The following is a 21,706-nucleotide window of genomic DNA, read 5'->3' as shown; positions in this document are numbered from 1 at the left end:
TCCTAAAAGTCAAATGCCGGACTTCCGGTTCTCCGGTAATAGTCGTTTGCCTCTTCCTTTACAATTTTGAAAATCTTTCCTTCGTCCGCTACGATCCGCACCGTCTGCACGCCTTTCATCTCACTTGCGATCATTTCTGCAAGCGGTTTCATGTAAGACAGGTTATTTTCGAGCGGAAGTACTGCTTCGCGTCCTGCTTCTCCGATTTCTGCGAATGTTCTTCCAGTTGTGATGCCGCCGTTGGCAAGATGTACTCTCGGAAGTGTTACTGTCGGAACTAGATCAACTCCCCCCCAGTCTACCTCGGCTACTTTAGCAGCCCATGAAACGACTTTATTAAAACCACCAAGGATGTTATTAATACCGCCAACAATAAAATTTATAGCAGACTCTATTCCACCAATAACTGCATTCATAGCATTTACAACTCCGGTTTGTATTCCCTCCCAAAGAGATTTGAAAAATCCGCCGATTGCTTCTGTTGCTGTTTTCCACGCGTTTTTCACAGGATCTATTACTGTTACATTGAACCATGCCGATACTGCACTCCACACTGTTTTTATATCTTCCCAAAGTCGTTTAAAGAATCCAGATACCTGATCCCATACTCCCTTAAAGAATGTAACTACTGGTTGAGTAACATGTTCGCTAAACCATTCCGATACCGTGTTCCATACCGCTTTTATATCTTCCCAAAGTTGTTTGAAAAATGTAGAAACTTTTTCCCATAAATCTTTGAAAAATGCCACTACCGGTTCAATAACATGTTCATTAAACCAACCTGATACGATAATCCAAATAGCCTGTATAATAATCCACAAACCCTCGAAAATCTGTCCCACTCTCTTCTTTAAGCCTTCAAAAAATGCAACAATCGGTTCAATAACGTGTTCACTAAACCATTCTGATACCGTGCCCCATATTTTACTGATTGCCGTCCATAATTCCGTAACTTTTTCTTTAACCGGATTTACGATATGCTCCTTAACCCAATCTGATACATTTCCCCATATGTCGCAAATTGCTGTCCATAAGTCCGAAATTTTTTCCTTAACTGGATCTACAATATGTTCTTTGACCCAATCACCAACTTTTGAAAACCATTCTTTTATTTCTTCCCAGTGTTCTTTTATAACAACAACCAGAGTAAGTACTACTGCTACAATCGCCGCTATAATTGCTGTAACTAGTGCAGGTGCACCAAGAATAATTGCGCCTACCGCCATCAATGCAATACCAATCAACATAAGAATTTCTTTCATCCAGCTAAAACCATTGTTTAACATATCGACAAAGCTGACTGCCGCAAGAATGCCTCCGGTTAAAATCATCATAATCGCACCTACAGTTGTTCCGAGTGCCAAAAACGTTCCAGCTATCAATCCTATTGCAGATACCAATAATAACGATGCGTTTTTTGCATTCAATCCATTTTCACTGATATCCTTAAGAGCCAATATAAGTCCGGCGGCTGACGCTATAATTAAAAATATGCCTGCAACAAGAGGACCGAACAACGCATATAAGCCACCAAAAGCAAGTGATACGCCTAAAATATAGCCAATTAATCCCTGCCAATCGACACCTTCATTCCACATGTGAAAATAGCTGTATATCGCCAGTGCTAATCCTGCAATAATCGCTAATATGGATAATATAGTCCCAAGAATCGGATGTACTTTCATCAGATCCGAAAGAAAAGTTGCAATCTTCCATGCCAATAATGCTGCACCTATCGCAACCACGACCGGCAATATAGCTTCAAAAGCCTTCTTAATCTTTTCAATCCATGCAAAATCTTTTTCTGTAAGTGGAACTTCCTCATAACCAACTCCATCCCCAGAACTGCCAGAACCGCCACTGCTACCACCGGAATCATTTGAACTGATAACATTTAATTCATCAAATCCCTGCAATGCTCCTTTTGCTTTTTTTGCTGCATCAGCTGTATTGTCAAGAGATGCCGCATAATCTACCTGCTGTTTTTTTGCCCGACTCCACGTTTTTTTACCAGTTAATGCAGATATAAATTTATTAAAAAGATTTATTGCATTTGTCAGCCAATTACATAAAACCGTTATTGCCGGAGTCAGCGCACTGACGATCGGTATTGCTGCCGCTCCAATAGAATTTTTCAAATTCAAAGCAGATGATTTCATTTCCGACATTTTCTGATTAAATTGGTTGGAATATTTTGCATAATTCTGAATGCCAGACTGGATACTTTCTATCATTGCCCGGAACGCTTTTGATACCCATTGAAAAACTATCAACGTCAATGCTATTTTCTTTATACGTTTTATAAATTTTTCAATCATTTTACTTGCCTGCTGTGTTGCACTCTGAATAGTACCAAAGCATCCATTTGCATTTCTTCCCGTTTCAGTTTCACGCTCTGCTGTCTCACGCATTCTTTGGTTCATGATATTTAATTGTTCGTTTACCTCACGCAATCTTGCTGCCAGACGCTGATACTCTTCTGTATTTCGAGGATCAATATAAGCTACATTTTCATTTTCCATGCGTGTCATCTCTGCACGTATCTGCGCAGCTTCCTGTCCTGCCTGCCGCATCTGACTTCTTAAATCTTTCCATTTATCATTTATCTGACGATCATTACCAGTTTCTTCCATCCGGTTTAATGCTTCTATAAGTCTGTCTGATTCTCTTTCACAATCAGCCATTTCCATTTGCATTTTTCTATACGAAACAGAATTTGTATTACGCCCAAGTGTCACCCATTCCTGCATCCGATGATTTAATTGTGCTTGTCTACCGCTAACGCGGTCGAGTGCCGCCTCTGCTTCCTTATACGCTCTTGTTGGAACATATTTTTCTGTATCTTTTAATTTCTCCGATAACTGCCGTCCTTTTGTAACAAGTGAATCAAATGTATTCTGTAAATTCTTATACTGCTCTGTCGGAATCTTCCGCTGTTCCATCTGCCGCATCTCATCCGTAAGCCTCTGTGATTCCCGTGTCAATTTCTGAAACCTTGCTTCTAACTGCAACAGGCTGCTGGATGCATCTCCATTTTCAATTAATGTCCTTATTCTGATTTCTCCATCATATCCACCAGCCATATGCAATCCTCTCTTTCTAAGCTAATCCCAGTTCTTTTTCTGCTTTCTTCTTGGCTCTGATCTCTTCCATCATCTGGTCATATTCATCAATCTTTGATTTTTCATCTTCGGTATATTCTTTCTTTTCCTCAGGCTGTTCTAACGCATACATTTCCTGTGCTTCTTTGATTGCCTGTCTCTCTTCTTTTCCCATCTTGGATGTGATTTTCTTTCTACGGATCTCAATGACCTGTTGGAACGATGACTGTTTATAAGGCATATTCCAGAGCAGACCATTAAACATCCACCAGTGCATTTCATCCAAGGAGAGATCAATCCCGTATATCTGCCGGAAATCTGCATAGATACGCCACTGGTCAATGTCGTAATCTACCAGCCTGCGGTTATCCTTTGATGATCCCGGTTTGTCATGGAACCAGCCATTTAGAAACCACTCTACACACTGACGAAGTTCATCCCCATCCGGGTGCTCGCGTTCATCGAACAGCAGATAGATCAGTGCGTCACTCTTTTCATATTCATTCAGTTCTTTGTCATACTGCACAAGGAATACCTGGATACCGATCCGAAATGATGTATTGACCTTGTACCCGTTCCATTCCTCAGGCAGCGGATCGAGCATGACGTTAATCATGCCCGCGCTCCTTTTCTGCCAGAGTTATAGCGTTTTCTGGTCATCTCGTAACGCTTGCCGAAGAGTTTATTCATGACCGGGATGATCTTCTCAACAAATTCCACCAAAGCAGTTTCATCCGGTGTAAAATCCCCATACACATTCTTTACTGTATCTTCGCCAAACAAGTTATCTATCTCTGCTGCGATCTGCTTCAGATATTTCACACGGATTCTGTTTGCCTGTAATACAGTTTCAACATCAACTTCACCGGATTCTGTTTTTTCCTGTGGATTTTCTTTTTTCCATGCCGCCGCTTCTTTCTCACAGTTATCAGAGATTCTTTCCAGGTTATGGATGATCTGCCCAAAACACTCTGCTGTGTCGGCATCTGCGACATTGATGCTCAACACGGTAATAACATCTCCATCCTCATTTTTAATTGCAATTTTTCTGACACCACTGTCCAATACTAATTCTTCCATAAATTACCATCCTTTCAGAAATCGGGCAGGACTGAAAGGAACCCACCCGATTATGCTAATTTGTAATTAACACCGTTTATTATTTTCCAGATGTGCCGGATACTTTCGGTGCCCAGGTAAATGCCCCATCTGAACCAATTGTGATCGTTCCGAGTTCTACTGCTCCATTGCCGTTGATCTGAATGGAAGATGTCAGTGTGTCACCGCCAGATCCACCAGTACTTGACGGACATACAGTGACAGGTACGCGGATACAATCGCCTGTGCCTTTTGTAATGTCTGTTTTGTAATATCTGTAATAATATGTCTCACACTGCTTTCCGGTCGGGAATAACTTGAACATCGTATCGATTGCAGTCTGCATATCGTCAGACATATAATCACGCTCCGGTGTTGTGGAAAACTCATATCCCTTTACCGTATTGTTTGCATTTTTCATATTGACGTACTGGGTTGACTCAGTATTCGGTCCCCAGTCCTCTGTGATCTCTTTGTAGCCATCGCCCATCTCTACGATCTTGGCTGTGCTTCCGATGAGTGTACCAATATCAAGCAGAGAAACCATATTTGTACGATCTTCTGCGAAAAACTGTAAATTCGTATTCATAATGAATGCACTTTTCTTCATGACTTCTTATCCTCTCTTCCCTACTTTTTATAAAAATATTTAAGCTGCATATTCACAGCATACATAACCGTTTTATCATCCTGTTCACTGCCAAACACTGGGGAAGTCCTTGCGATTGACTGCAATGTCAGATGCGGGTCCTTGAATTCGATCCCGCTCTCTTCCATCCATGCCGCAAGGCTGTTTAACATATCCTGTGCTTCAATGCTTGACTTATTGGTAGTCGGGGCACACTTATAAACCATCTGAAATGGCATCTGTGCCACATAACTGCCACTGACATACTTTTTCAGATATACCGCTCCCTGCATCGGGAATAACCCGATAGACCTGTCTGTATTGACAGAGTTCCATCTTATCGTTTTGTTGTCTGCCTTGAATAATGCAGGATAATCCGGATAAGCCATAACAAGCGCAAAAACACCTTTCTGTGCGTTCTCTGCATCCTGTATGGTAAGTTTTTCCTTCTCTTCCATTTACACGCCCCCTACTTCAAAATGAGGAAGAATGTCCTCATATTTGTCGATGTTCGTTACCTTATAGACATCATCAAAATTGTTTCGCATCCATTCGTAAGCGTCCGTTTCCGGCAGATCAACGGCTGTCTGATCTCCCTTGATAAAGAAATCCTGTGCCGGATTGAATGTCAAAAAATACTGCTTGCATTTGTCCGGCATATTTTCCCACTCTTTCGGCGGAAGGTACGGTTTGACAATATTTTTGAAATCAACATACAATTTCACTGTATCCGCACTATCTATGCCGCTCTTAGAGATGTTCGCACCCTTGGTTTCCACCAGGTCTACGCACTCAAGCAGTGTCGGATAGTACGTTTCTTCCTCGGTTTCTGCATTGAATGAGCGGCTGAATAGTGTGACAGTCTTGTTATCAAAGAATCCCATAATTACACCCTGCATATAATAATCCGGTGCCGGACAGGTATTCGCACACCGTGTCATAACATAACCGGTTCTGTGCTACCTTATCCCCAAGCACCTTATCAATAAGTGTTTCATTTGTTCCAAAGCTGATCGACCGCCCACCAGAGGACATTGACTTCACATTGCCGCCCTTTTCATCACTGGCGTGACTGGTCTTGAAATCTATCTGATAGAGCAGATCTGCAAGTGCACAGGTGACTTTCTGAATCCGTTCGTCAAATTCTGTTCGGATATCATCGTTGATGTTCCCATAGGTCAGCTGATCCAACTTCATAGATGCTTTATCTTCCCACTTGGGGAAAAGGGATTCCTCGATAGAATCCCCATAGTATTTTTCTTTGTAGAAGTCATATGTGGTGTATCCCATCAGAAATCCCCTTTCTTTATCCTCTGGTAATGATCTGCGCAATGTTGATTGCTCTTGCCGGGAAGTAATCTGGCTTATCAGAAGAGTTGTTCTGTGCAATTTCCCAGTTTGTCCCTGTCTCCAACTGTGCACCGGTTGGAGAGATCACGCCTGTGTTCTTCCACGAAATACCGTATGGAGCAAATACTTTTCTCTGTCTGGTATACAGTGTTGTCTCTCCACCGTTCTTCGCCGGATTACGATCCATTTCAGATGCAACCTTTACACCACAGTTGGTATACTCGATTGCTCCGTTGCCAAGAACATAGGTGGTGTATTTTGTATATCCATCCCCCGCACCCTTAGAAGATTCTGCAACTTCCACAGCCGGCATCGTATCGTCAATAAGTACGATCCTGCCGTTTAAGGTAGCAAGCCCCAGATCACGTTCGATACCATCGGCATCTGTATATTTCATGTAATCCAGCAGCTTAAGATTCTCCAGATTTGTAGCGACCACAGAATGCATGATTGCAAGTGAGAAGTTTGCTTTCTTATCTCCCAGTGCTTTCTGCATTGCATTGTTAAGGGTTGTAGGTCCGAAAGTATTTTCTGTTTCTGCAGTAATATCGTAGGTGTGCGCATCTACGAACTTCTTACCCTCTCCGGTACTCATAGAGAACACACCTTTAAGGGTGCTAAGAAGCGTATCCTGATCCACATCATCCCAAAACTCTGCAACTTCTCCGGCTGCTGCAGAATAATCATCCCCGGAAATATCAGATACAAAATCTTTTTCTGTCCATCCCTGTGCTCTGCCGACTACGATGCGCCCCATGGTGTAATTGCCGCGCTCTTCTGCAGTAATATCTGTTTTACCGTCATAATTTACGGTCTGACCGGATAAACGTGCTTTAATCAGCGTAGTGATAAAGTTGCCGCCTTTCTGATCCGGTAATAAAGATGCATATTCTCCGCGTTCCACGATCGCACCACAATGAAGTAATTCATTCAAGCGTAGATTCGGTGTCTCACGCATTGCTGCATCAAATACTTCACCATTGAAATTTACTAAATCAAATAATGCCATGTGTTATTTCTCCTTCTTTCTGTTCAGATACGGTGTGATATCCATATCCGGATTCTTGTTTTTCAGTTTCATAAGTTCAGCCATGGAGAGTTTTGCCCCATCCGGCTGATGAATTGGATTTCCGATAATCTGGCTGCGGTTCTGCTGTGCCTGATATGTCTTATCATCAATGAGAATGTCCGGCTTGTAATTGCCTTTATCATCCTTGACAATGGCGTCAAACAGATCTGAAATACTTTTTCCGCGCGCCTCATCAGAATTAAGCTTTTCAACCAACTGTGTTTTGATCGCATCCGCTGTGATCGTATTCACAAAATGCTTATCTGCGAAGAAATCTGTTACAAGACCATCAAGCCTTGCCATTTCATCTTTCTCTGCACGTTCCTTACGCTCTTTTTCCAATGTGGTAGTCAGTTCCGTGATCTTCTGGTTCAGGGCATCTGCATCCGGTGCAGCATCTCTCATAGTCTGTAATTCCTTTTCAAGAGTTTCCTGCTTTCCTACAAGTTCCTTATTTTTTTCTTCGAGTTCCTGCGTTTTGGAAAGTTTCTTGTCCAATTCCTGCTTAGAATATAATTCCTCGCCCATACTCTTTTTGATGGATTCTTTCTGCTCATCTGTCAGTGACAGACCAATCTTCTCCAATTCGCTGATTACTTTTACCATGTTCCTTACCTCTTTCTTTCCAAGTTGTTACTCCGGTCAGTCCGGCGCGAATGAGTTGCTATTTACTCCATAGCTGGCAAAATACAAAGAAAAAAGCACGCCCAAAAACAGGACGTGCCTTAACAACATCCTATAATTTTTCTAGGGTAGCGGACGGCTTCCTACGTTCCGTCCGGTGCTTATTTATTTGTTAATATTATTTTATCATGAGTGTGGAATAGATTTGTGCCATTTTTATGTAAAAAGAGAGCCTGTTTCCAAGCCCTCTAATTACCGTTATGCTACTGCTAATCTTCGCTTCGCTCTGTCAATAGCTACATCGCTCACAATATTCACAAATTTGGCAACTTTCTCATAATGTTGCGGATCTCTTTTCTTAAGATCAGCCAACCACTCATTCCTTAATCTCTTTCTCAAGTTCTGACATCTTAAGCCACCTCCCCGTATACCACCCGGCATTTATTTACATTGCCGTTTGCAAGTTCCAGTTCGATAACTGTTGGATAGCCGTTCTCCTGCAACCATTCTTTTACTTTTTGAAAAATGCTGTCCTTGTACTGGACTGTCACACCATCGTGTCCATTCCGGCTGTATGCTGTTCTCACAACCTCGTCCGTGAAAATATCAAGTTTCTGGATGATTGCACTCACTGCCTTGTCGTGCGGTCTGCCAGATTCTGAAAAGATACCAATTTCTTTTGCGATAGTGGTACAATCCCACAGTTTCGGTGTATCAGAGATTACCGGGGCGTTGACTAGGTAACCGGAATCAGAATAAATCCTTACCACTTCGGCAGCTATGTACTTGGTATCCACTCCGGCATCGTGCAGAGCTTCTTTGATGTTCTTTACCATCATGTTTACGGATGGAAGTTTCTCTTTCTTCGGCTTATCCTGTTTCTTTGGAATTTCCTCACGGATAATATCTTCCATATCGTGAAAACGGTTGATGTAGCGTGCCGTGAATTCTGTTCCCTTAATACCTGTCAGTTTGTGGGCGATGAACTCGCACCCTTTCTTGGTAATATCATAGCACGGACGAGTCTCTCCCTTTCCATCCTTATAGGTGTTTTCTTTGAAAAAATCAACCGCTTCAATTTTGAGTTCGTTAAGTTCTTCTGCGTATCCCTTAATGTCACGCATTAAATTGTAATGCTTCTTTCCTACCATTTCTGCCACTTCTCTACTGTCTAATGTCTGTTCAATCTGATTCATAATTTTAAATTCTCCTTGATTTTTAGGCTAGAATCTCCTATTATGAATAAAGAGATTCCGTTTATGGTTTTCTTTGTTTTGAGTAAACACGAACTTTGGTCGGTGGGTGTTTACTCTTTTTTTGCAACTTTATTTTTTGTTTCCATTTTGCCAACATTTTTTGCAAAAAAAATTTTTTCTTTTTCTTCTAATGTCTTAATTTTCAATATAACGCATAATTCTTCGATTTCATTGGCTTTAAACTGTGTTTGGTTATTAATTTTCTTTTGTAATCCATAAGTAGTCAAGCTGACCTTCGAAGCTATGTAATACTTTTTTAATCCAGACTCATCTATTCTCTTACATAATTTTTGTGTATCTACCATTTTTCATCCCTCCTTTCTTATTGTTGGCATTTTGTCCACATTTGTTATGTTACTCTTTTGTTTAATAATTGTCAACATTTATTTCAATAAAAGTTGAATTTTTTTCTACACAATGCTAATATATAATTACGAGGTGATTATAATGGAAATTGGTGATAGAATTCGAAAAAAACGTGAAGAACTCGGCATGTCCCAAGAAGAACTTGCAAAAAAAATAGGATATAGATCAAGATCGTCTATTAATAAAATAGAAAATGATGGACGTGGGCTTCCTCAATCAAAAATATTATTAATAGCAAAAGCTCTCGAAACCACTCCTGATTTTTTGTTAGGTTGGGATGATGATGAAACAAATTTTTACTCTGATGAAGTATTATATGGAATAAACGCAATGACTTCCCTTCTACAATATCTGTATGACGATGTAGATTTTCATGAATATCCTCTTTGTGATACTTTCGATGTTGTACTAAAAAAAGATTCTACCGAGGTCACTCTAACTGAACTGGAATACAACTTATTGTTTGATTTCATATGCAGTAATATTCCAAATTATATTAATCTTGTCAAAAGTAAATCTCCACAAACCGAATAATATTTCTTAAAATCCCCGCCTACGTTATGTAAGCGGGGATTCTTACTATGGTTCATATCCATAATCTTCAATCGCTGAACAAATCATAGACATTGATTCTGTATAGCCCATTAACATCCTCTTATCTTCTTCTGGCGCATCTGATTTAAAAAACGCTCTTACATCTTCCCTTAATTGTAACCATTCTTCCTTATTCTTTTTTCCGTTCATAAGACGATAACGTAATTTCTCTGCTTCACTTGAATTTTCTGTAATAGCAAATTTCTTATTATATTCCTCTATATCTTTTAGAAGTCCTTTAATGTCAGCCATTTTTACCGCCTTTCAGATTTTTAACAAATCCCATTACATCATAATAATCTTTAAACGAAACTCCAGCTTGCCTTAGACATTCATCCACCCTATTTTCTAACCATTGATACCGTTCTGGAAGTGGAACATTAAATATTTCCTTGGCAAACTCTAGGTCTGTTCCAAAAGAAAAGCTATTATTCAACACCTGTAAAACAGCTGTTTTTTCTTCATAGGCACATGCATTTATTATATTATTCTCTTTACATATTTGCTGTTTTAACCATTCTACAGTCGCCTCTTCGATATATTCGTTTGCACCATATATCTCTGGATTATAATAACTTGCTGAACACGAATGAAGCATCTCATGCCATATTGTACCATTATCGGCAGTATCTACAACAAAAATATCACATGACCATTCTTTTGTACCTTTGATATGTTCTTTAGCAAGTGAATTATCAACAATAATATTTCCACTCCATTTCGACGGTCTGTCAGAGTACTGCGTTATTTCATTCTTTATCTGCTGTGCAGTCTGTTCAAACTCTTCCCTTGTTCTTTTAGTATATCCCACATTCTTAGCTTTTTCCATTGGAGTTTTTACAGAATGGCTATAAGCCGTCGCCCTGCCGTTTGCCTTTGACGCCTGTGTCCTCTTGAATCTGGCTACCTTAATTCTATCAGCCTGTGTCTGCAATCCATTATCCGCGCAGAATTGCTTATATTTTTGATTTTGTATCCGCAGTTTATAAGCAAGTTTATCATATTGTGGCTGCAACACATCTTTTACATCCGTTTCTGCTATGCCGCTTAACTCTGCCTGTTTTGCCAGCAATTCGCGCTTGGTCTGCCGAATAGCACGCTCCATTGATCTCTGCTGCTGTTGTTTCTCATACAATTCCTGACTCTCGTGCACATTAATTTTAGGATTTCCATCTGCATCAACATAAGGATTTCGCAGAGACTTATCCCACGGCTTATGGGAATGCCTGCAATTATATCCATGCAGTCCAAGAGGATCTACAACTCTTCCCTGTCCTGTCTTTGGATCTACGGTGTATCCGGTTGCATCTAACAGATTTGGTGTGTCTTTATCACTCCCGACGATTTTATATACTTTTCCCTGCCAATGATCGTGTGATGGTATTCCATCCGGGAACTTCTTGCTATGCCGCGCTCCCATATGTGCCGATACAAGAACATACTCTATTCCTTTTTGCACTATGTATTGATTAGTTACCTGAGCAGCCGTCTGATTCATAGAAGTAACGACACAACAACGCACTGCCGCTTCTAAAGAACGCCTGGCACCCGTCGGATAATCAATCACAACGCCGCTCTGTGCATATCTGTCAAGCACTTCACATATTGCACTGTTATACGACTGCATACCAGATGCCACACGGTAATCTACCTCATTCAGCATATTGAGTAGATCTCTCTGTGTCTGTAACATAGTTGTCCGCGTAAGGTTATTTAATTCTCCGAATGTTTTCATCATTTCGGCATTCATTGCCATGATGGCTGCATTATTTTGCAAAGGTGTTTGAATATCTCCAAGCCGTTTTAAAACCTCTGCATCATCAGAGAATGATGTCATAACACTATCACGCAGCAAACGCCGCACTTCGTCCCTGCTCTTTCCTGTCATTTGTGAAATTCTTTTTACAATTTCAGTATGATGCAATCCCATCTGCTGGAGTTTCCAAAGTTCCCGATCAGTAGTGCCAGACATTTCCCCGGATTTTATCAAACGCATTGCTATATCACTGATAATCCAATCTTCCAGTTCCTGATACATTTCTATCAGTTTATCTGATTTTCCGTAAAAATAATCCGGCGTTAACATTATCCTCTCCCTGCCTCTCTTTTAACCAAATCAACCCATTCCTGACCATGCGTTTCCTTCGCCCTCTCAAACCAATGATCCGTAGCTTCCGAATGCCCGTTCGCATCGTAGTGCAATGGTCTGCCAGTCGGATATTTCTTTTCTCCGCTGTGCGCCCATGATCTTCCATCCTCTGTCAGATACAATTCTCCCATATACTGATAATGCGCATATGGCACATTCGTCTCAATCAATCCGGGTTCAATAATATTCGTCTTTCCTACCATAGATCCCTGTTGAAACGGCATATATGGAATCATGTCATTCAAGACCTGCATGTCCAGTTTATCCTGTGCGCGTCTAAGATTTCCGTCAATTCTGCTTGTATCAAGCCTTATATTTACGTTACCAACGGTCCTGTCGTACCTCATTTACATCCCCCATACTGCAATCGCCGCACTTACCATTAAGAATCCCCAGTAAATTGTGTCACATATTTTTTTCTTTTTCCTTGCCTTATCCATTTCATCTAAAAACGAAATGCTAAATAAAAGCATGATTATTTTTAGCACCATCTTCATTCCTCCCCGTACAGTCCGCCTTTGTCCTCCCCTGCATTTTCTTCGTCACACTCCGCAAACATCTCATCAATCTCTTTATCATTAAATCCCTCATATTCTTTGAGGTATTTTCGTTTACTGTATACACCATTCATCATAAGCTGATATGCTCTGGTTCGATCCTGTTCAAACGATGCCAGCAGATCCTTAAAATAAAATACATCTTCATCCGCTACACTTTCATCCAGTGCGTTGACGTACCCGCTCGGCATATTAAAAAATACATCGCAGTATTTGTCCAGTGCATATACCAGATCCTTGATCGCAGATTTCAGTGCATTCCTCATATCTGTGATGGTCTCCACGGTCTCGCTGTCGTCACTTTCAATCTCCGTTGCTGTGGCGATCCCTGTCTTGCGATCAAGAACAAACTGCCCCTGTGAGAATCCTGCCTTGGTTGATATCATAGATAAAATGGAATTAATATCTGCAACTCTCTGTTCTGTCAACAGTGTTGGTACATGTTCATTAACCGTATTAGAAGCTTCAACCCCCATCCTCAATCCCTTTACAAATCTTGGAAGTTCAAGTCTTTCCTTATCTCCAGTATTCTTATCGCGTTTCATCAATGCATTTTCATCAATAAATGTAATATGCTGTGAATCATCGACCTCATCATCTTTCCTGCTCCACGCTACATCCAGATTGCGCAGTTCCTCGATACAATTCGCAAATACTGCCACACCCTCCGGTGATGTATAGTCAATGGTGTTGTTATACGGCATCTTGAAATACCCAAACAATGGCTTTTCCACATTGGAGATTGTGACTGATTCCGGTATATTCTTCCACTCCGGTACATCTGCCAATGCAATGCTGCGCCCCAGACTGTCGCTGCCCTTTGATCTGAAAGCCTTATTCTCAATGGTGTATGTTCTTCCAACTCCTTCTCCATCGTCAGAAATCGAAGATGTGAAGTGCTGATACTCCAATCTGGTATAGTAATCATCTCCCTTGATCTGCCGGTCAATAAATATAACCCCAAGGATATCCCCGTTGCTGTTCTTCTCTGTCACTGCAAAGCTGCCTGGCATTACATAGTCGATTGCTCCCGCCGGATTATATGTACCGCTCGGCTTAAAAATAATGCCGCCCGCGCCGCAGGCATCCTCTACCTTATCCCGGATGGACTTCTGGATCATTGCACCAATGCACTGATTGATATAATCCGCCCTGTCGCTGCCACTGATCGTCACATTGAGATCCAGACAGGTCTTTTTGCTGGTGTAATAGCAGAGAAACTTTGCAAAATTGATTGTGTGCACAGTCTTGCTCATCCAGTACGGTCTACCCTTAATGATGTGCTGCCACTCGATCTGTGCCATCTCCATCAGATCAGAAGAAATAATATCAACATTAAATTCTTTCTCTGCACTTATTTTGAATAAATTCATGATAAACTCCTTTACTCGTGTGAATATGTTCATATGCCACCGCCTTAAATGCCAAGCTGTTTATATACTTCATCTATCTTGTGCCACTGAATAGCAAGCCAATCAACCATTTCCTCATTTTTTGCCCAACCGCCATTATACTGGTTTGAAGAATCTGATAATCCACTCTCGTTCAAAAATGCATGCACAATTTCATGGCGCAACGTCTTTTTCCTGTATGACTTCTGTTCTTCTTCACTCAGGTCAAAGTATTTTTCTTCTGACATATCCGCAACAACAATCAATTTGCTCTCTTCGCCACAATAACCGGCTAAGCTATTTTCTTCCAGATACTTATCCTCTGATACTTTGTGTGTCTCAATTTTGTATTCTGTTCCGAGAACATTAATCTTCATATTCTCCATCGTCCTCTTCCTCCTCATCTTCGTCTATCTCATCATCATACAGTCCATTATTGCGCCGACTCTCCATAATCACACGGTTCAATCCGTAGATCAGTGCCATTGTGCAGTCCTCACCAATCTTCGGGTAAGCATCCGAAAAGCTGCCATCTGCCAACTGCTCATGCTCTAATGTTGTCAGCTCATGCGCAAGGTGCGGGCATCTCTGTGGATCAATAACAATCTTTGTGGTCTGTTGTAGCCATTCCCAGCAATAATCCCTTCCTTTTCCAGATCCCCATCGCTTCTTTGCACCAATCGCATTAAATCCCCAGTCCTGCAGTTCCGCAATAGCATCTGGTCGTGCCGAATCACAGATAATTTCCTCTTCGATATACTTCTTAATTCTCCGGGCGAACGTGCTGTTCTTGCACCGCTTGGAAAATACCTCTGACACGCAATACAATATATCCGCGTCCTCGTCATACCATGCTTTTTCAAACGTCTGTGGATGCTCAAAACCGAAATCCAGACCATGATAGAAAAAAGGCATATTCTCAATTTCCGTATCCGTGATAGTCCGTTCTTCCACATTATCGAAGATACCGCCACCGGTACCAGTCACTTCGCCCATATAGTTGTTACGGTAATATAGCGGCTTATGTGCCTTGAACCATTCTGCACGTTCAAAGAATCGTTTACCAAGCCACTTGACTGGAACATTGTAATAATAGCTGTGGCAAATTCTTGTCTGTGGCTTATTCCGGCACTCTTCCACATACTCATTCATGAAATTGTTCTTGGATTTTGGCGGATTAAATATCTTAATATCTAATGCTGGCGTATCTGATCGGAGGAAGGTATCCTCGATGTTATCCATCTGCTCCACGCCTGCCATCTCGTCACACTCTTCATGAATTAACATCTTTACATATCCAAATGGCACATTGAAAGACTTCAAACTGATTGGTTTATCTGCTCCCACAAACATGACCATCTGCCCGGTCGGCTTATACACCGCGCACATAGGAGACTGTTTGAAGTCCCAGTTATCCAGATCATTGTACCGGATCACAGTCTTCATGAACTGGTTATAAACAGATCCACGCAAGTCAACCTTGTATCGTCTGGTATATACAATATGTGCCTGTGGATCTTGCCGGATGGTCTCGTATGCCAGGTCTCCCCAGAAGTTCGACTTGATAGAACCACGACCACCCTTAGACACGATCTCATGCACATCTATCTCTCCGGCAAATGCTTCATGTACTGTCCGGTAGATTTCTACAAAGTCTGATGTAATATCTGTGATCGGTATGGTCCATAACGCTGCACTCTCACGCTTCTCTTTTTCTTCACGTTCACGCTTCTGCTTCTCTGCTATAGCTAAAGCCTTTTCCAGTCCATCCATAGCTTTTAACTGACTTGCAAAATCCGGTATTCCCCTTCCATCTTCCACTTTTCCTTTTGCAATCAGGCTTCGACGCTCCTGTATTTCTGCAAGGCTCATGATGTCGCGGTGCTGTTCTCTTTCAACCTGTGCCATCTGTTCGGCTATCTGTTCAGAAACTCCACTATTTTCCACAATGACCTTGCTTGCGTTCTTCGCTGTGCTGTCAGAATATCCCGCTGCCTTTGCCGCTCGTACTGCGTTCCCACCATTCTTGATATATTCAGCAGTAAATGCTTCCTGCTTCGGAGTCAGCTTCTTCCCCTTACCTTTTGAAACGTTGTGTTTCGTTTCATTCTCTTTCTGAAACGTTTCGTTTCCATCATCCCATTTATATCTGTTCTTCCATGTCCGGATTGTAGCATCGGAACAATTAAGTTGTGCGGCAATCTCTACCAACTTCATACCGCTCTTATACAATTCATATGCTTTATCACTCAATGGATTTTTCTTCGCCGCCAACTAATCATCTCCTTTCCGGGCAAAATAAAAAGGACATACCGTTATGGTACATCCTCTTAAGCAAGTCTCCGGATTTCAACCGAAGCTTCATATTATTCCCAAACAACCGGATTCTATTGAGGTCAGATAGCGCAGTCATAAAGACTATCTTTTTCAGGATTGCTTAGCTAAACTAACATGGAATCTGATTTTCAATTCGTAATTGTAGTTTGGGTATGCGTTCTCACTCCTAAACTAGTTCTTGCTATTTTTAGAGTACCATATCCTTTTTACCCTGTCAATTAATGCCTTTTCACTAGGGGTTATATCTTTTGTTCCGTGTTCATCATGTAAATATCCATAATGTGTATGAGGTAATGTCTTTTTCCCATTTATCATGTGTTCGGTTCCTGCAATATCTATTTGCTTATACCTCTTGTTTTCCTTGTCATACAGCGTAATGGAACGCAATTCATTCTTTTTATTTACAGTTACATAAATACGTCCCTTTGTCATTGTCTCCTGTGGAGTCTTTGCTGAACCAGAATCATTGTATCGAACAAATTTGATGTTGCCACTCTCATGCAACGTTGTATACTCACTCCCATACTTCTTACCTTTATCGCTTAATCCACTACTGGCTCCTCTGCCACCAAAGAACTGCAAATTCTCTACCACTGCGCCACCTCCGCCTCATGCCACTTCTCACTAAACTGCTTGATATGTACAATATTTCCCTTACACTCATCCGGGACTTTGCCACAAAAAATAATCTGTGCCGGCTGCAATCTCTCCACCATATCAAAATAACCATCTAAAAACCTCTGTTTCCCTTCCTCACTGTTCTGTGTTCCTACAGAAGAAACTGCAACAACACCCTGTGTAGGTTCTCCATCAAAGCACCATTCAAACGACTTCCGATCGCTCCAGCAAATCGTAGGAATAACATTGATTCCATGCATCTGCCAGTACGCGCCGAGCCAGTGCTTACGGTAATGGTTATAGATCTGTAACGACTTTGGAAAATCCGTATACAGACTGAAATCCGGTGTCAGCACATACTTAAACCGTTGCAACATTGCCGTGTACTTATCCGGGTCTGTCCATACTCTGGTAAACTGATAATCATCCAAAAAGAAATGTACTGCTTTGTTCTCCGTCTCTTTCGCATTTCTTGCATAGTTGAATCCGATAAATTCCGCATTATTAAATTGTGTGGGTTCTATCTCCGGTATGTCGTACTGTCCCACTCCTTCAAATAACATCCGCTGTGCATTTTCGTAATTTCTCTGTGTCTTATACATGGCATAGTCCTTTCCTCATACCATAATTATAAGACAGGTCTGTCGTGGATTTGTGCCAACTTTAGGGCATAATAAAAGAGAGGTTGTTATTCCTCTCTTCCCCATACGATCGTATACTGTCCGTTCTTTTCTTCCACCAGATGCGCCATCCTCTGCCGCATAAGCCTCTGCGCTGTGCCCTTTCTCCTGTAAAAACTCCGCCTGCTGATTGGGAGAATGCCGTAGTGAGCTTCCAGCATGTCGTAGCTGGTGCCGCGCACGATGGCTTCTGCCAGTTCCGCAGCTATGGCGCTGTCTACGCTCTGGCAGATTTCAAATATTTCTTTCTCATCCACACACATTCCCCCTTTACTTGGTTTATTCTTCTCCCTGCCAGATCTTCGGTGTACCATCAGCATTGAGCATAACGGTAAGACCGCCGCCCGTACTTATTGTGATATATAAATACATCACTCCTGTGTCATTATCTGCATAAATAAGATATTCTTGTCCACTTTCCACCAGTACCATTGTGTTTTCCTGTCCCGCACTGACATTTGCTGTATCACTGCATCCGGCAATCAGAAGTGTTGCAGTTATGATGGCTGTTATAAGTTTCTTCCGCACTGCATTAGTCCTCCGTATTTTCCTCATATTCCTCTTTGCTGATGGTCCTGATGCATTCCTCACTCACGCCTAAACTTTTCGCCATGTTTGCAATGGCTCTTTTCACATAGTCGTATGCACTTTCTTCAAAAATCCTTGGCTTTTCTTCTGTGACTGTAAAACCTATATTCTGCTCTGTATATCCAACGGAACCCTCTCCGCCAAACATTTCTGAATCCTTAATTTCAAAGTATAATGATATTCTGATTTTCATTTCATTCATTGTTTTTCCTCTCTTTCCGCCCCGCCGCATTACTGCAGGCGGAGCCTGTTTGATCTTATGCAAACCGAAGCTGTCCGGTCTGTTCAAAATAAACTCATCTGCTGTTCATCGTAGTAATATTTCTTTCTTACCGGTACATACCCACCGTAAAATATTTGTGCAACCCGCTCTTTCTGTTTCAAATTCGCCATGTAATTCATATCAACTTCCGGCGGAACTGCAAGATAATATTCTTCCGGCAATGGAATCTGATTTTCTTCGCAGATTTTCCGTACCTGTTCCTGCGCATAAATAATATGGTTTCGCGTCAGGTTCATGTTACAGCCATCGGACCAGAACGGATCATTACATCCATTCTGGTTTATATCCTTCCAATGCTGTATCTCTTTTCGGATTTTCACACAATACTGTTTTACTTTCTGCTCCGGGCCATCTTTCATGGCATCACCTCCGGGAAGTCCTCAATCTCCATCTGCCCCTCTAGGTTCTCGTCTCGCTCGCACTCTTCACATGCTGCCACCATTTCTGCATCCATGTCAGATTCTTCTCCAACATCAATCAGAATCAATGGTTGTCCTTGGTCTGTCACAAACATTACATCTTCCAACTTGTACAACTTTCTTTTCCGTGGGTTTGCACAAACAATGCTCACTGGTGCATCATCCGGGAAGCTGTTCAGGTATTCTTTTAAATCACTATTTTTCATTTTTATCACCTATATCAATCTTTCCACTCATTAAATCCGGTAGTAACGCATCCCGTAATTCCAGTAAAAATCTGTTTTCCTCAATGTTCAGATACATGATGTGTTGCTTCCACATCTGCAAAATTGACATCAAGATTGTTGATACGCTGTCTTTTCTCCCATTCTCAAATTTTAATTCTCCTGCTTTTTTCGACATTGCAATGAAATTTTCTGGAATGATTTTTTCTCCTGTGAAGCCTAGCGTCTCATTCATCGCTTTGTTAATTTCTTCTGATGCCTTAAATGCCTGGAAAATCTCGTACAGCCCTATTGCTTTCGCAAGACTCTCATTCATCGTCAGCTTCAAGCCATTTTTCTCTTCAATCACACGATTAAGGTCTGCTATGATTTCCTTGTATTCCCTATGTGGCTGTGGTTCAAAATCAACCTCAAAATATGCGGAAGGCAAAAGTCTATACTTTCTCTCCTTGACATCCTCTGGTGAAACACTTACAGCAAAATCTTTCTCTGTAGTGTGTTCTTCAATTGCTTTTATGGCACGTTCCATTTGTTCATCAGAAAACACTTTCACCGCTTTCTTATACACTCTATTCGTATGGCTCGAGCTTCCGTACTGTCCTCTCTGTTCGCGTTTCTCCACCTCATATGTATTTCTCATGTCAATAAGCTCTATTTGCGTCGTGCTCTTATGTTTGTTAAATACAATGATGCAGGTTGCAATTCCAGTGCTTTCGAACATATTATCTGGACACGTTATGACTGCTTCTATTAAATTTTTCTCAATCAGATATTTTCTTATTTCCTCTTCCTGCTTCAATCCTCCATTCAACACACTGCACGGCAGTATGAAAACGGCTTTCGCATCCATCTTATTCAGTGCCGTTAAAATAAATGCGAAATTCGCATTTTTCTCCGGTGGAAGTTCACAGTCATTAAATCTTGGCTGCAGCTGTGCAAATACCGGCAATTTCCACTTCGTGTTATAAGGTGGGTTCGATATTAATGATGTACTCACTGTTCTACCTCCTTAACTTCTCCGTACTTGTCACCCTTTGAAACTGTATATACGTGGAAAACCTCGTCTTGTAGTACGTCAGCGTGATATACGGTGCATTTAATGTTTCTAACCGCCATATTGAACAAGAGAAAAGGGATTACATTTTCGTCAAACTCATACAACTCAAACTTTTGTTCAGGTGTCATGTTCCACTTTTGAATGGTCAATGCTCCGCTTCCAGCGCACATATCAATTACTGTATTCGATTCTCCGATTAATTGACCGATAAATTTCGCAAGACTTTTCGGTGTGTAATCCTGCATCTTTTCTTTCCGGTCTGCGTTATAATATTGAAAAATCTTCTGCAACCAATCGGCAGATAAATCATTTTCAACCATCGTACAAAACCGTTCGTACACATGAGTATCATTATTTATTACAACCTCGAATAGACGTTTTGACATCTCATCTGTTTTTTCGATTTCTAATAAATCAAGTGTCTTTTCTGTAAGTTCTTTTAATTCCATAATTTCTGAAAGGAACCCGGCGCGCCTTTTATCCGGATAGGTTCCGGCTCCTTTCTTTTTTGTGTATTTTTGTGTATTTCTATTGACTTTTGTGTATTTTTGTGTATAATATACTTATAGGAGGTACATAATGAACCCAAGACAACAAACGATTAAACAACTTAGTGCTTCCGGTTACGAATTGAAACGTCACGGTGCAAATCACGACATCTACTACAACCCACAAACACACAGCACCATTCCCGTCAAGCGGCACGATTTCAATGAAAACGACATGAAGTACATCTTCAAGGAAGCCAACATCAGCAGGAAGCATTAAATGTGTTTCCTGCTCCGATCAAGGAGGTTTTTTCTATGCAATATATTTACACAGCTTTATTTACACCTATCGAGGACGGTTCTGGATACTATGCAAAGGTTCCGGATCTTCCGGGATGTATTACCACCGGAAGCAGTCTCTCAGATGCCATTGACCAGATTACCGATGCAATGAACGCCTGGCTCGTTGTTGCAGAGGATGAGGGCGAGCCAATCGCTCCACCAACACCACAAGAAAAGCTGAACATTGATGCTGGTGTAATCTGTTCTCTTATCTCTGCCGATACCATCGAATACCGGGCTAGAACTGACACTCGCGCTGTACGAAAGAACGTATCGCTTCCAAGCTGGATGGTTAATCTTGCAGATAAACGTGGTATTAACTGTTCACAGGTTCTTCAAGATGCGCTACGGTCGCTTCTTGATGGCTCTACTGCAAGGGCTCATTAACGTATCTCTTAAATATCCGGCTGTCCGCATGGATGGTCGGATATTTTTATTTTTCCGGCATATTCATTACCAATACTGCTTTAGGCATCTATTCCACCGC

The 21,706-nt window shown here is 41.4% G+C and carries 30 protein-coding genes; 3 read left to right on the top strand and 27 right to left on the bottom strand.

Annotated features, from left to right (window positions below; genetic code table 11):
* Positions 1-2 precede the first annotated feature (2 nt).
* The 11 genes from ACDD58_RS13640 to ACDD58_RS13590 form a co-directional block, all read right to left on the bottom strand.
* Positions 3-3,083: a hypothetical protein gene (locus ACDD58_RS13640; RefSeq protein ID WP_370777992.1), complete on the bottom strand. Its 3,081-nt coding sequence runs from the start codon at positions 3,081-3,083 to the stop codon at positions 3-5.
* Between the two features lie 16 nt (positions 3,084-3,099).
* Positions 3,100-3,717 (bottom strand): Gp15 family bacteriophage protein, encoded by a 618-nt coding sequence (locus ACDD58_RS13635; protein ID WP_370777990.1) that lies wholly within the window; start codon positions 3,715-3,717, stop codon positions 3,100-3,102.
* Complete coding sequence (locus tag ACDD58_RS13630) at positions 3,714-4,181, bottom strand: RNA polymerase subunit sigma (RefSeq protein ID WP_370777988.1); 468 nt, start codon at positions 4,179-4,181, stop codon at positions 3,714-3,716. The genes ACDD58_RS13635 and ACDD58_RS13630 overlap by 4 nt, the downstream gene beginning before the upstream one ends.
* Positions 4,182-4,260: 79 nt before the next feature.
* Positions 4,261-4,809, bottom strand: a complete 549-nt coding sequence (locus ACDD58_RS13625) for a phage tail tube protein (protein ID WP_370777986.1) — start codon at positions 4,807-4,809, stop codon at positions 4,261-4,263.
* Positions 4,810-4,829: 20 nt separating this feature from the next.
* Complete coding sequence (locus ACDD58_RS13620) at positions 4,830-5,285, bottom strand: hypothetical protein (protein ID WP_370777984.1); 456 nt, start codon at positions 5,283-5,285, stop codon at positions 4,830-4,832.
* On the bottom strand, positions 5,286-5,711 hold the full coding sequence (locus tag ACDD58_RS13615) for a hypothetical protein (RefSeq protein WP_118210649.1): 426 nt from the start codon (positions 5,709-5,711) through the stop codon (positions 5,286-5,288).
* Positions 5,698-6,117: a hypothetical protein gene (locus tag ACDD58_RS13610; protein ID WP_370777981.1), complete on the bottom strand. Its 420-nt coding sequence runs from the start codon at positions 6,115-6,117 to the stop codon at positions 5,698-5,700. The genes ACDD58_RS13615 and ACDD58_RS13610 overlap by 14 nt, the downstream gene beginning before the upstream one ends.
* Before the next feature lie 16 nt (positions 6,118-6,133).
* Complete coding sequence (locus tag ACDD58_RS13605; protein ID WP_370777979.1) at positions 6,134-7,186, bottom strand: major capsid protein; 1,053 nt, start codon at positions 7,184-7,186, stop codon at positions 6,134-6,136.
* 3 nt (positions 7,187-7,189) lie between these two features.
* On the bottom strand, positions 7,190-7,852 hold the full coding sequence (locus ACDD58_RS13600; RefSeq protein WP_370777977.1) for a hypothetical protein: 663 nt from the start codon (positions 7,850-7,852) through the stop codon (positions 7,190-7,192).
* Between the two features lie 428 nt (positions 7,853-8,280).
* Positions 8,281-9,066, bottom strand: a complete 786-nt coding sequence (locus tag ACDD58_RS13595; RefSeq protein WP_370777975.1) for a Rha family transcriptional regulator — start codon at positions 9,064-9,066, stop codon at positions 8,281-8,283.
* Positions 9,067-9,176: 110 nt separating this feature from the next.
* Positions 9,177-9,431, bottom strand: a complete 255-nt coding sequence (locus tag ACDD58_RS13590) for a hypothetical protein (RefSeq protein ID WP_370777973.1) — start codon at positions 9,429-9,431, stop codon at positions 9,177-9,179.
* Between the two features lie 142 nt (positions 9,432-9,573).
* Between ACDD58_RS13590 and ACDD58_RS13585 the strand changes: the two genes are divergently transcribed.
* Positions 9,574-10,026 carry a helix-turn-helix domain-containing protein gene (locus tag ACDD58_RS13585; RefSeq protein WP_158576234.1) on the top strand — a complete coding sequence of 151 codons (453 nt, stop codon included), beginning with the start codon at positions 9,574-9,576 and terminating at the stop codon, positions 10,024-10,026.
* A gap of 45 nt (positions 10,027-10,071) precedes the next feature.
* Here ACDD58_RS13585 and ACDD58_RS13580 read toward each other — a convergent pair whose 3' ends face one another.
* From ACDD58_RS13580 to ACDD58_RS13505, 16 genes are all read right to left on the bottom strand, one after another.
* Positions 10,072-10,338: a hypothetical protein gene (locus ACDD58_RS13580; protein ID WP_370777971.1), complete on the bottom strand. Its 267-nt coding sequence runs from the start codon at positions 10,336-10,338 to the stop codon at positions 10,072-10,074.
* A complete protein-coding gene (locus tag ACDD58_RS13575) occupies positions 10,331-12,172 on the bottom strand; it encodes a phage minor capsid protein (protein WP_370777969.1) in 1,842 nt (613 codons plus the stop codon). Before ACDD58_RS13575 ends, ACDD58_RS13580 begins: the two co-directional genes overlap by 8 nt.
* A complete protein-coding gene (locus ACDD58_RS13570; protein WP_370777967.1) occupies positions 12,172-12,582 on the bottom strand; it encodes a minor capsid protein in 411 nt (136 codons plus the stop codon). Before ACDD58_RS13570 ends, ACDD58_RS13575 begins: the two co-directional genes overlap by 1 nt.
* Positions 12,583-12,726, bottom strand: coding sequence for a hypothetical protein (locus ACDD58_RS13565; protein ID WP_370777966.1), 144 nt, complete (start codon positions 12,724-12,726; stop codon positions 12,583-12,585).
* Positions 12,727-12,728: 2 nt separating this feature from the next.
* Positions 12,729-14,165, bottom strand: coding sequence for a phage capsid protein (locus ACDD58_RS13560; RefSeq protein ID WP_370777964.1), 1,437 nt, complete (start codon positions 14,163-14,165; stop codon positions 12,729-12,731).
* A 44-nt stretch (positions 14,166-14,209) separates the two neighbouring features.
* Complete coding sequence (locus ACDD58_RS13555) at positions 14,210-14,569, bottom strand: hypothetical protein (RefSeq protein ID WP_006857537.1); 360 nt, start codon at positions 14,567-14,569, stop codon at positions 14,210-14,212.
* Entirely contained in the window at positions 14,550-16,457 is a 1,908-nt protein-coding gene (locus ACDD58_RS13550; RefSeq protein ID WP_370777962.1) for a phage terminase large subunit, read from the bottom strand. The genes ACDD58_RS13555 and ACDD58_RS13550 overlap by 20 nt, the downstream gene beginning before the upstream one ends.
* Before the next feature lie 234 nt (positions 16,458-16,691).
* A complete protein-coding gene (locus ACDD58_RS13545) occupies positions 16,692-17,114 on the bottom strand; it encodes a hypothetical protein (protein WP_370777960.1) in 423 nt (140 codons plus the stop codon).
* Entirely contained in the window at positions 17,108-17,740 is a 633-nt protein-coding gene (locus tag ACDD58_RS13540) for a DUF4417 domain-containing protein (protein ID WP_370777958.1), read from the bottom strand. The genes ACDD58_RS13545 and ACDD58_RS13540 overlap by 7 nt, the downstream gene beginning before the upstream one ends.
* An 86-nt stretch (positions 17,741-17,826) precedes the next feature.
* Complete coding sequence (locus ACDD58_RS13535; RefSeq protein ID WP_370777956.1) at positions 17,827-18,081, bottom strand: ABC transporter ATP-binding protein; 255 nt, start codon at positions 18,079-18,081, stop codon at positions 17,827-17,829.
* Positions 18,082-18,097: 16 nt separating this feature from the next.
* Positions 18,098-18,346 (bottom strand): DUF6440 family protein, encoded by a 249-nt coding sequence (locus tag ACDD58_RS13530; RefSeq protein ID WP_370777954.1) that lies wholly within the window; start codon positions 18,344-18,346, stop codon positions 18,098-18,100.
* A gap of 4 nt (positions 18,347-18,350) precedes the next feature.
* Positions 18,351-18,608 (bottom strand): hypothetical protein, encoded by a 258-nt coding sequence (locus ACDD58_RS13525; protein WP_118488501.1) that lies wholly within the window; start codon positions 18,606-18,608, stop codon positions 18,351-18,353.
* A gap of 83 nt (positions 18,609-18,691) precedes the next feature.
* Positions 18,692-19,048, bottom strand: a complete 357-nt coding sequence (locus ACDD58_RS13520; protein WP_370777952.1) for a hypothetical protein — start codon at positions 19,046-19,048, stop codon at positions 18,692-18,694.
* Positions 19,045-19,314 carry a hypothetical protein gene (locus tag ACDD58_RS13515; protein WP_370777950.1) on the bottom strand — a complete coding sequence of 90 codons (270 nt, stop codon included), beginning with the start codon at positions 19,312-19,314 and terminating at the stop codon, positions 19,045-19,047. Before ACDD58_RS13515 ends, ACDD58_RS13520 begins: the two co-directional genes overlap by 4 nt.
* Positions 19,304-20,329: an N-6 DNA methylase gene (locus ACDD58_RS13510; protein WP_370777948.1), complete on the bottom strand. Its 1,026-nt coding sequence runs from the start codon at positions 20,327-20,329 to the stop codon at positions 19,304-19,306. Before ACDD58_RS13510 ends, ACDD58_RS13515 begins: the two co-directional genes overlap by 11 nt.
* Positions 20,326-20,838: an N-6 DNA methylase gene (locus ACDD58_RS13505; protein ID WP_370777946.1), complete on the bottom strand. Its 513-nt coding sequence runs from the start codon at positions 20,836-20,838 to the stop codon at positions 20,326-20,328. The genes ACDD58_RS13510 and ACDD58_RS13505 overlap by 4 nt, the downstream gene beginning before the upstream one ends.
* A gap of 130 nt (positions 20,839-20,968) precedes the next feature.
* Between ACDD58_RS13505 and ACDD58_RS13500 the strand changes: the two genes are divergently transcribed.
* Both ACDD58_RS13500 and ACDD58_RS13495 read left to right on the top strand, forming a co-directional pair.
* Positions 20,969-21,157 carry a type II toxin-antitoxin system HicA family toxin gene (locus ACDD58_RS13500; protein WP_370777944.1) on the top strand — a complete coding sequence of 63 codons (189 nt, stop codon included), beginning with the start codon at positions 20,969-20,971 and terminating at the stop codon, positions 21,155-21,157.
* Positions 21,158-21,192: 35 nt separating this feature from the next.
* On the top strand, positions 21,193-21,606 hold the full coding sequence (locus ACDD58_RS13495; protein WP_370777943.1) for a type II toxin-antitoxin system HicB family antitoxin: 414 nt from the start codon (positions 21,193-21,195) through the stop codon (positions 21,604-21,606).
* Positions 21,607-21,706: the final 100 nt, after the last annotated feature.

It is taken from the genome of Roseburia sp. (genome assembly GCF_041325975.1).
Lineage (GTDB): Bacteria > Bacillota > Clostridia > Lachnospirales > Lachnospiraceae > Roseburia > Roseburia rectibacter.
This window is presented reverse-complemented; position numbering and strand designations above follow the sequence as displayed.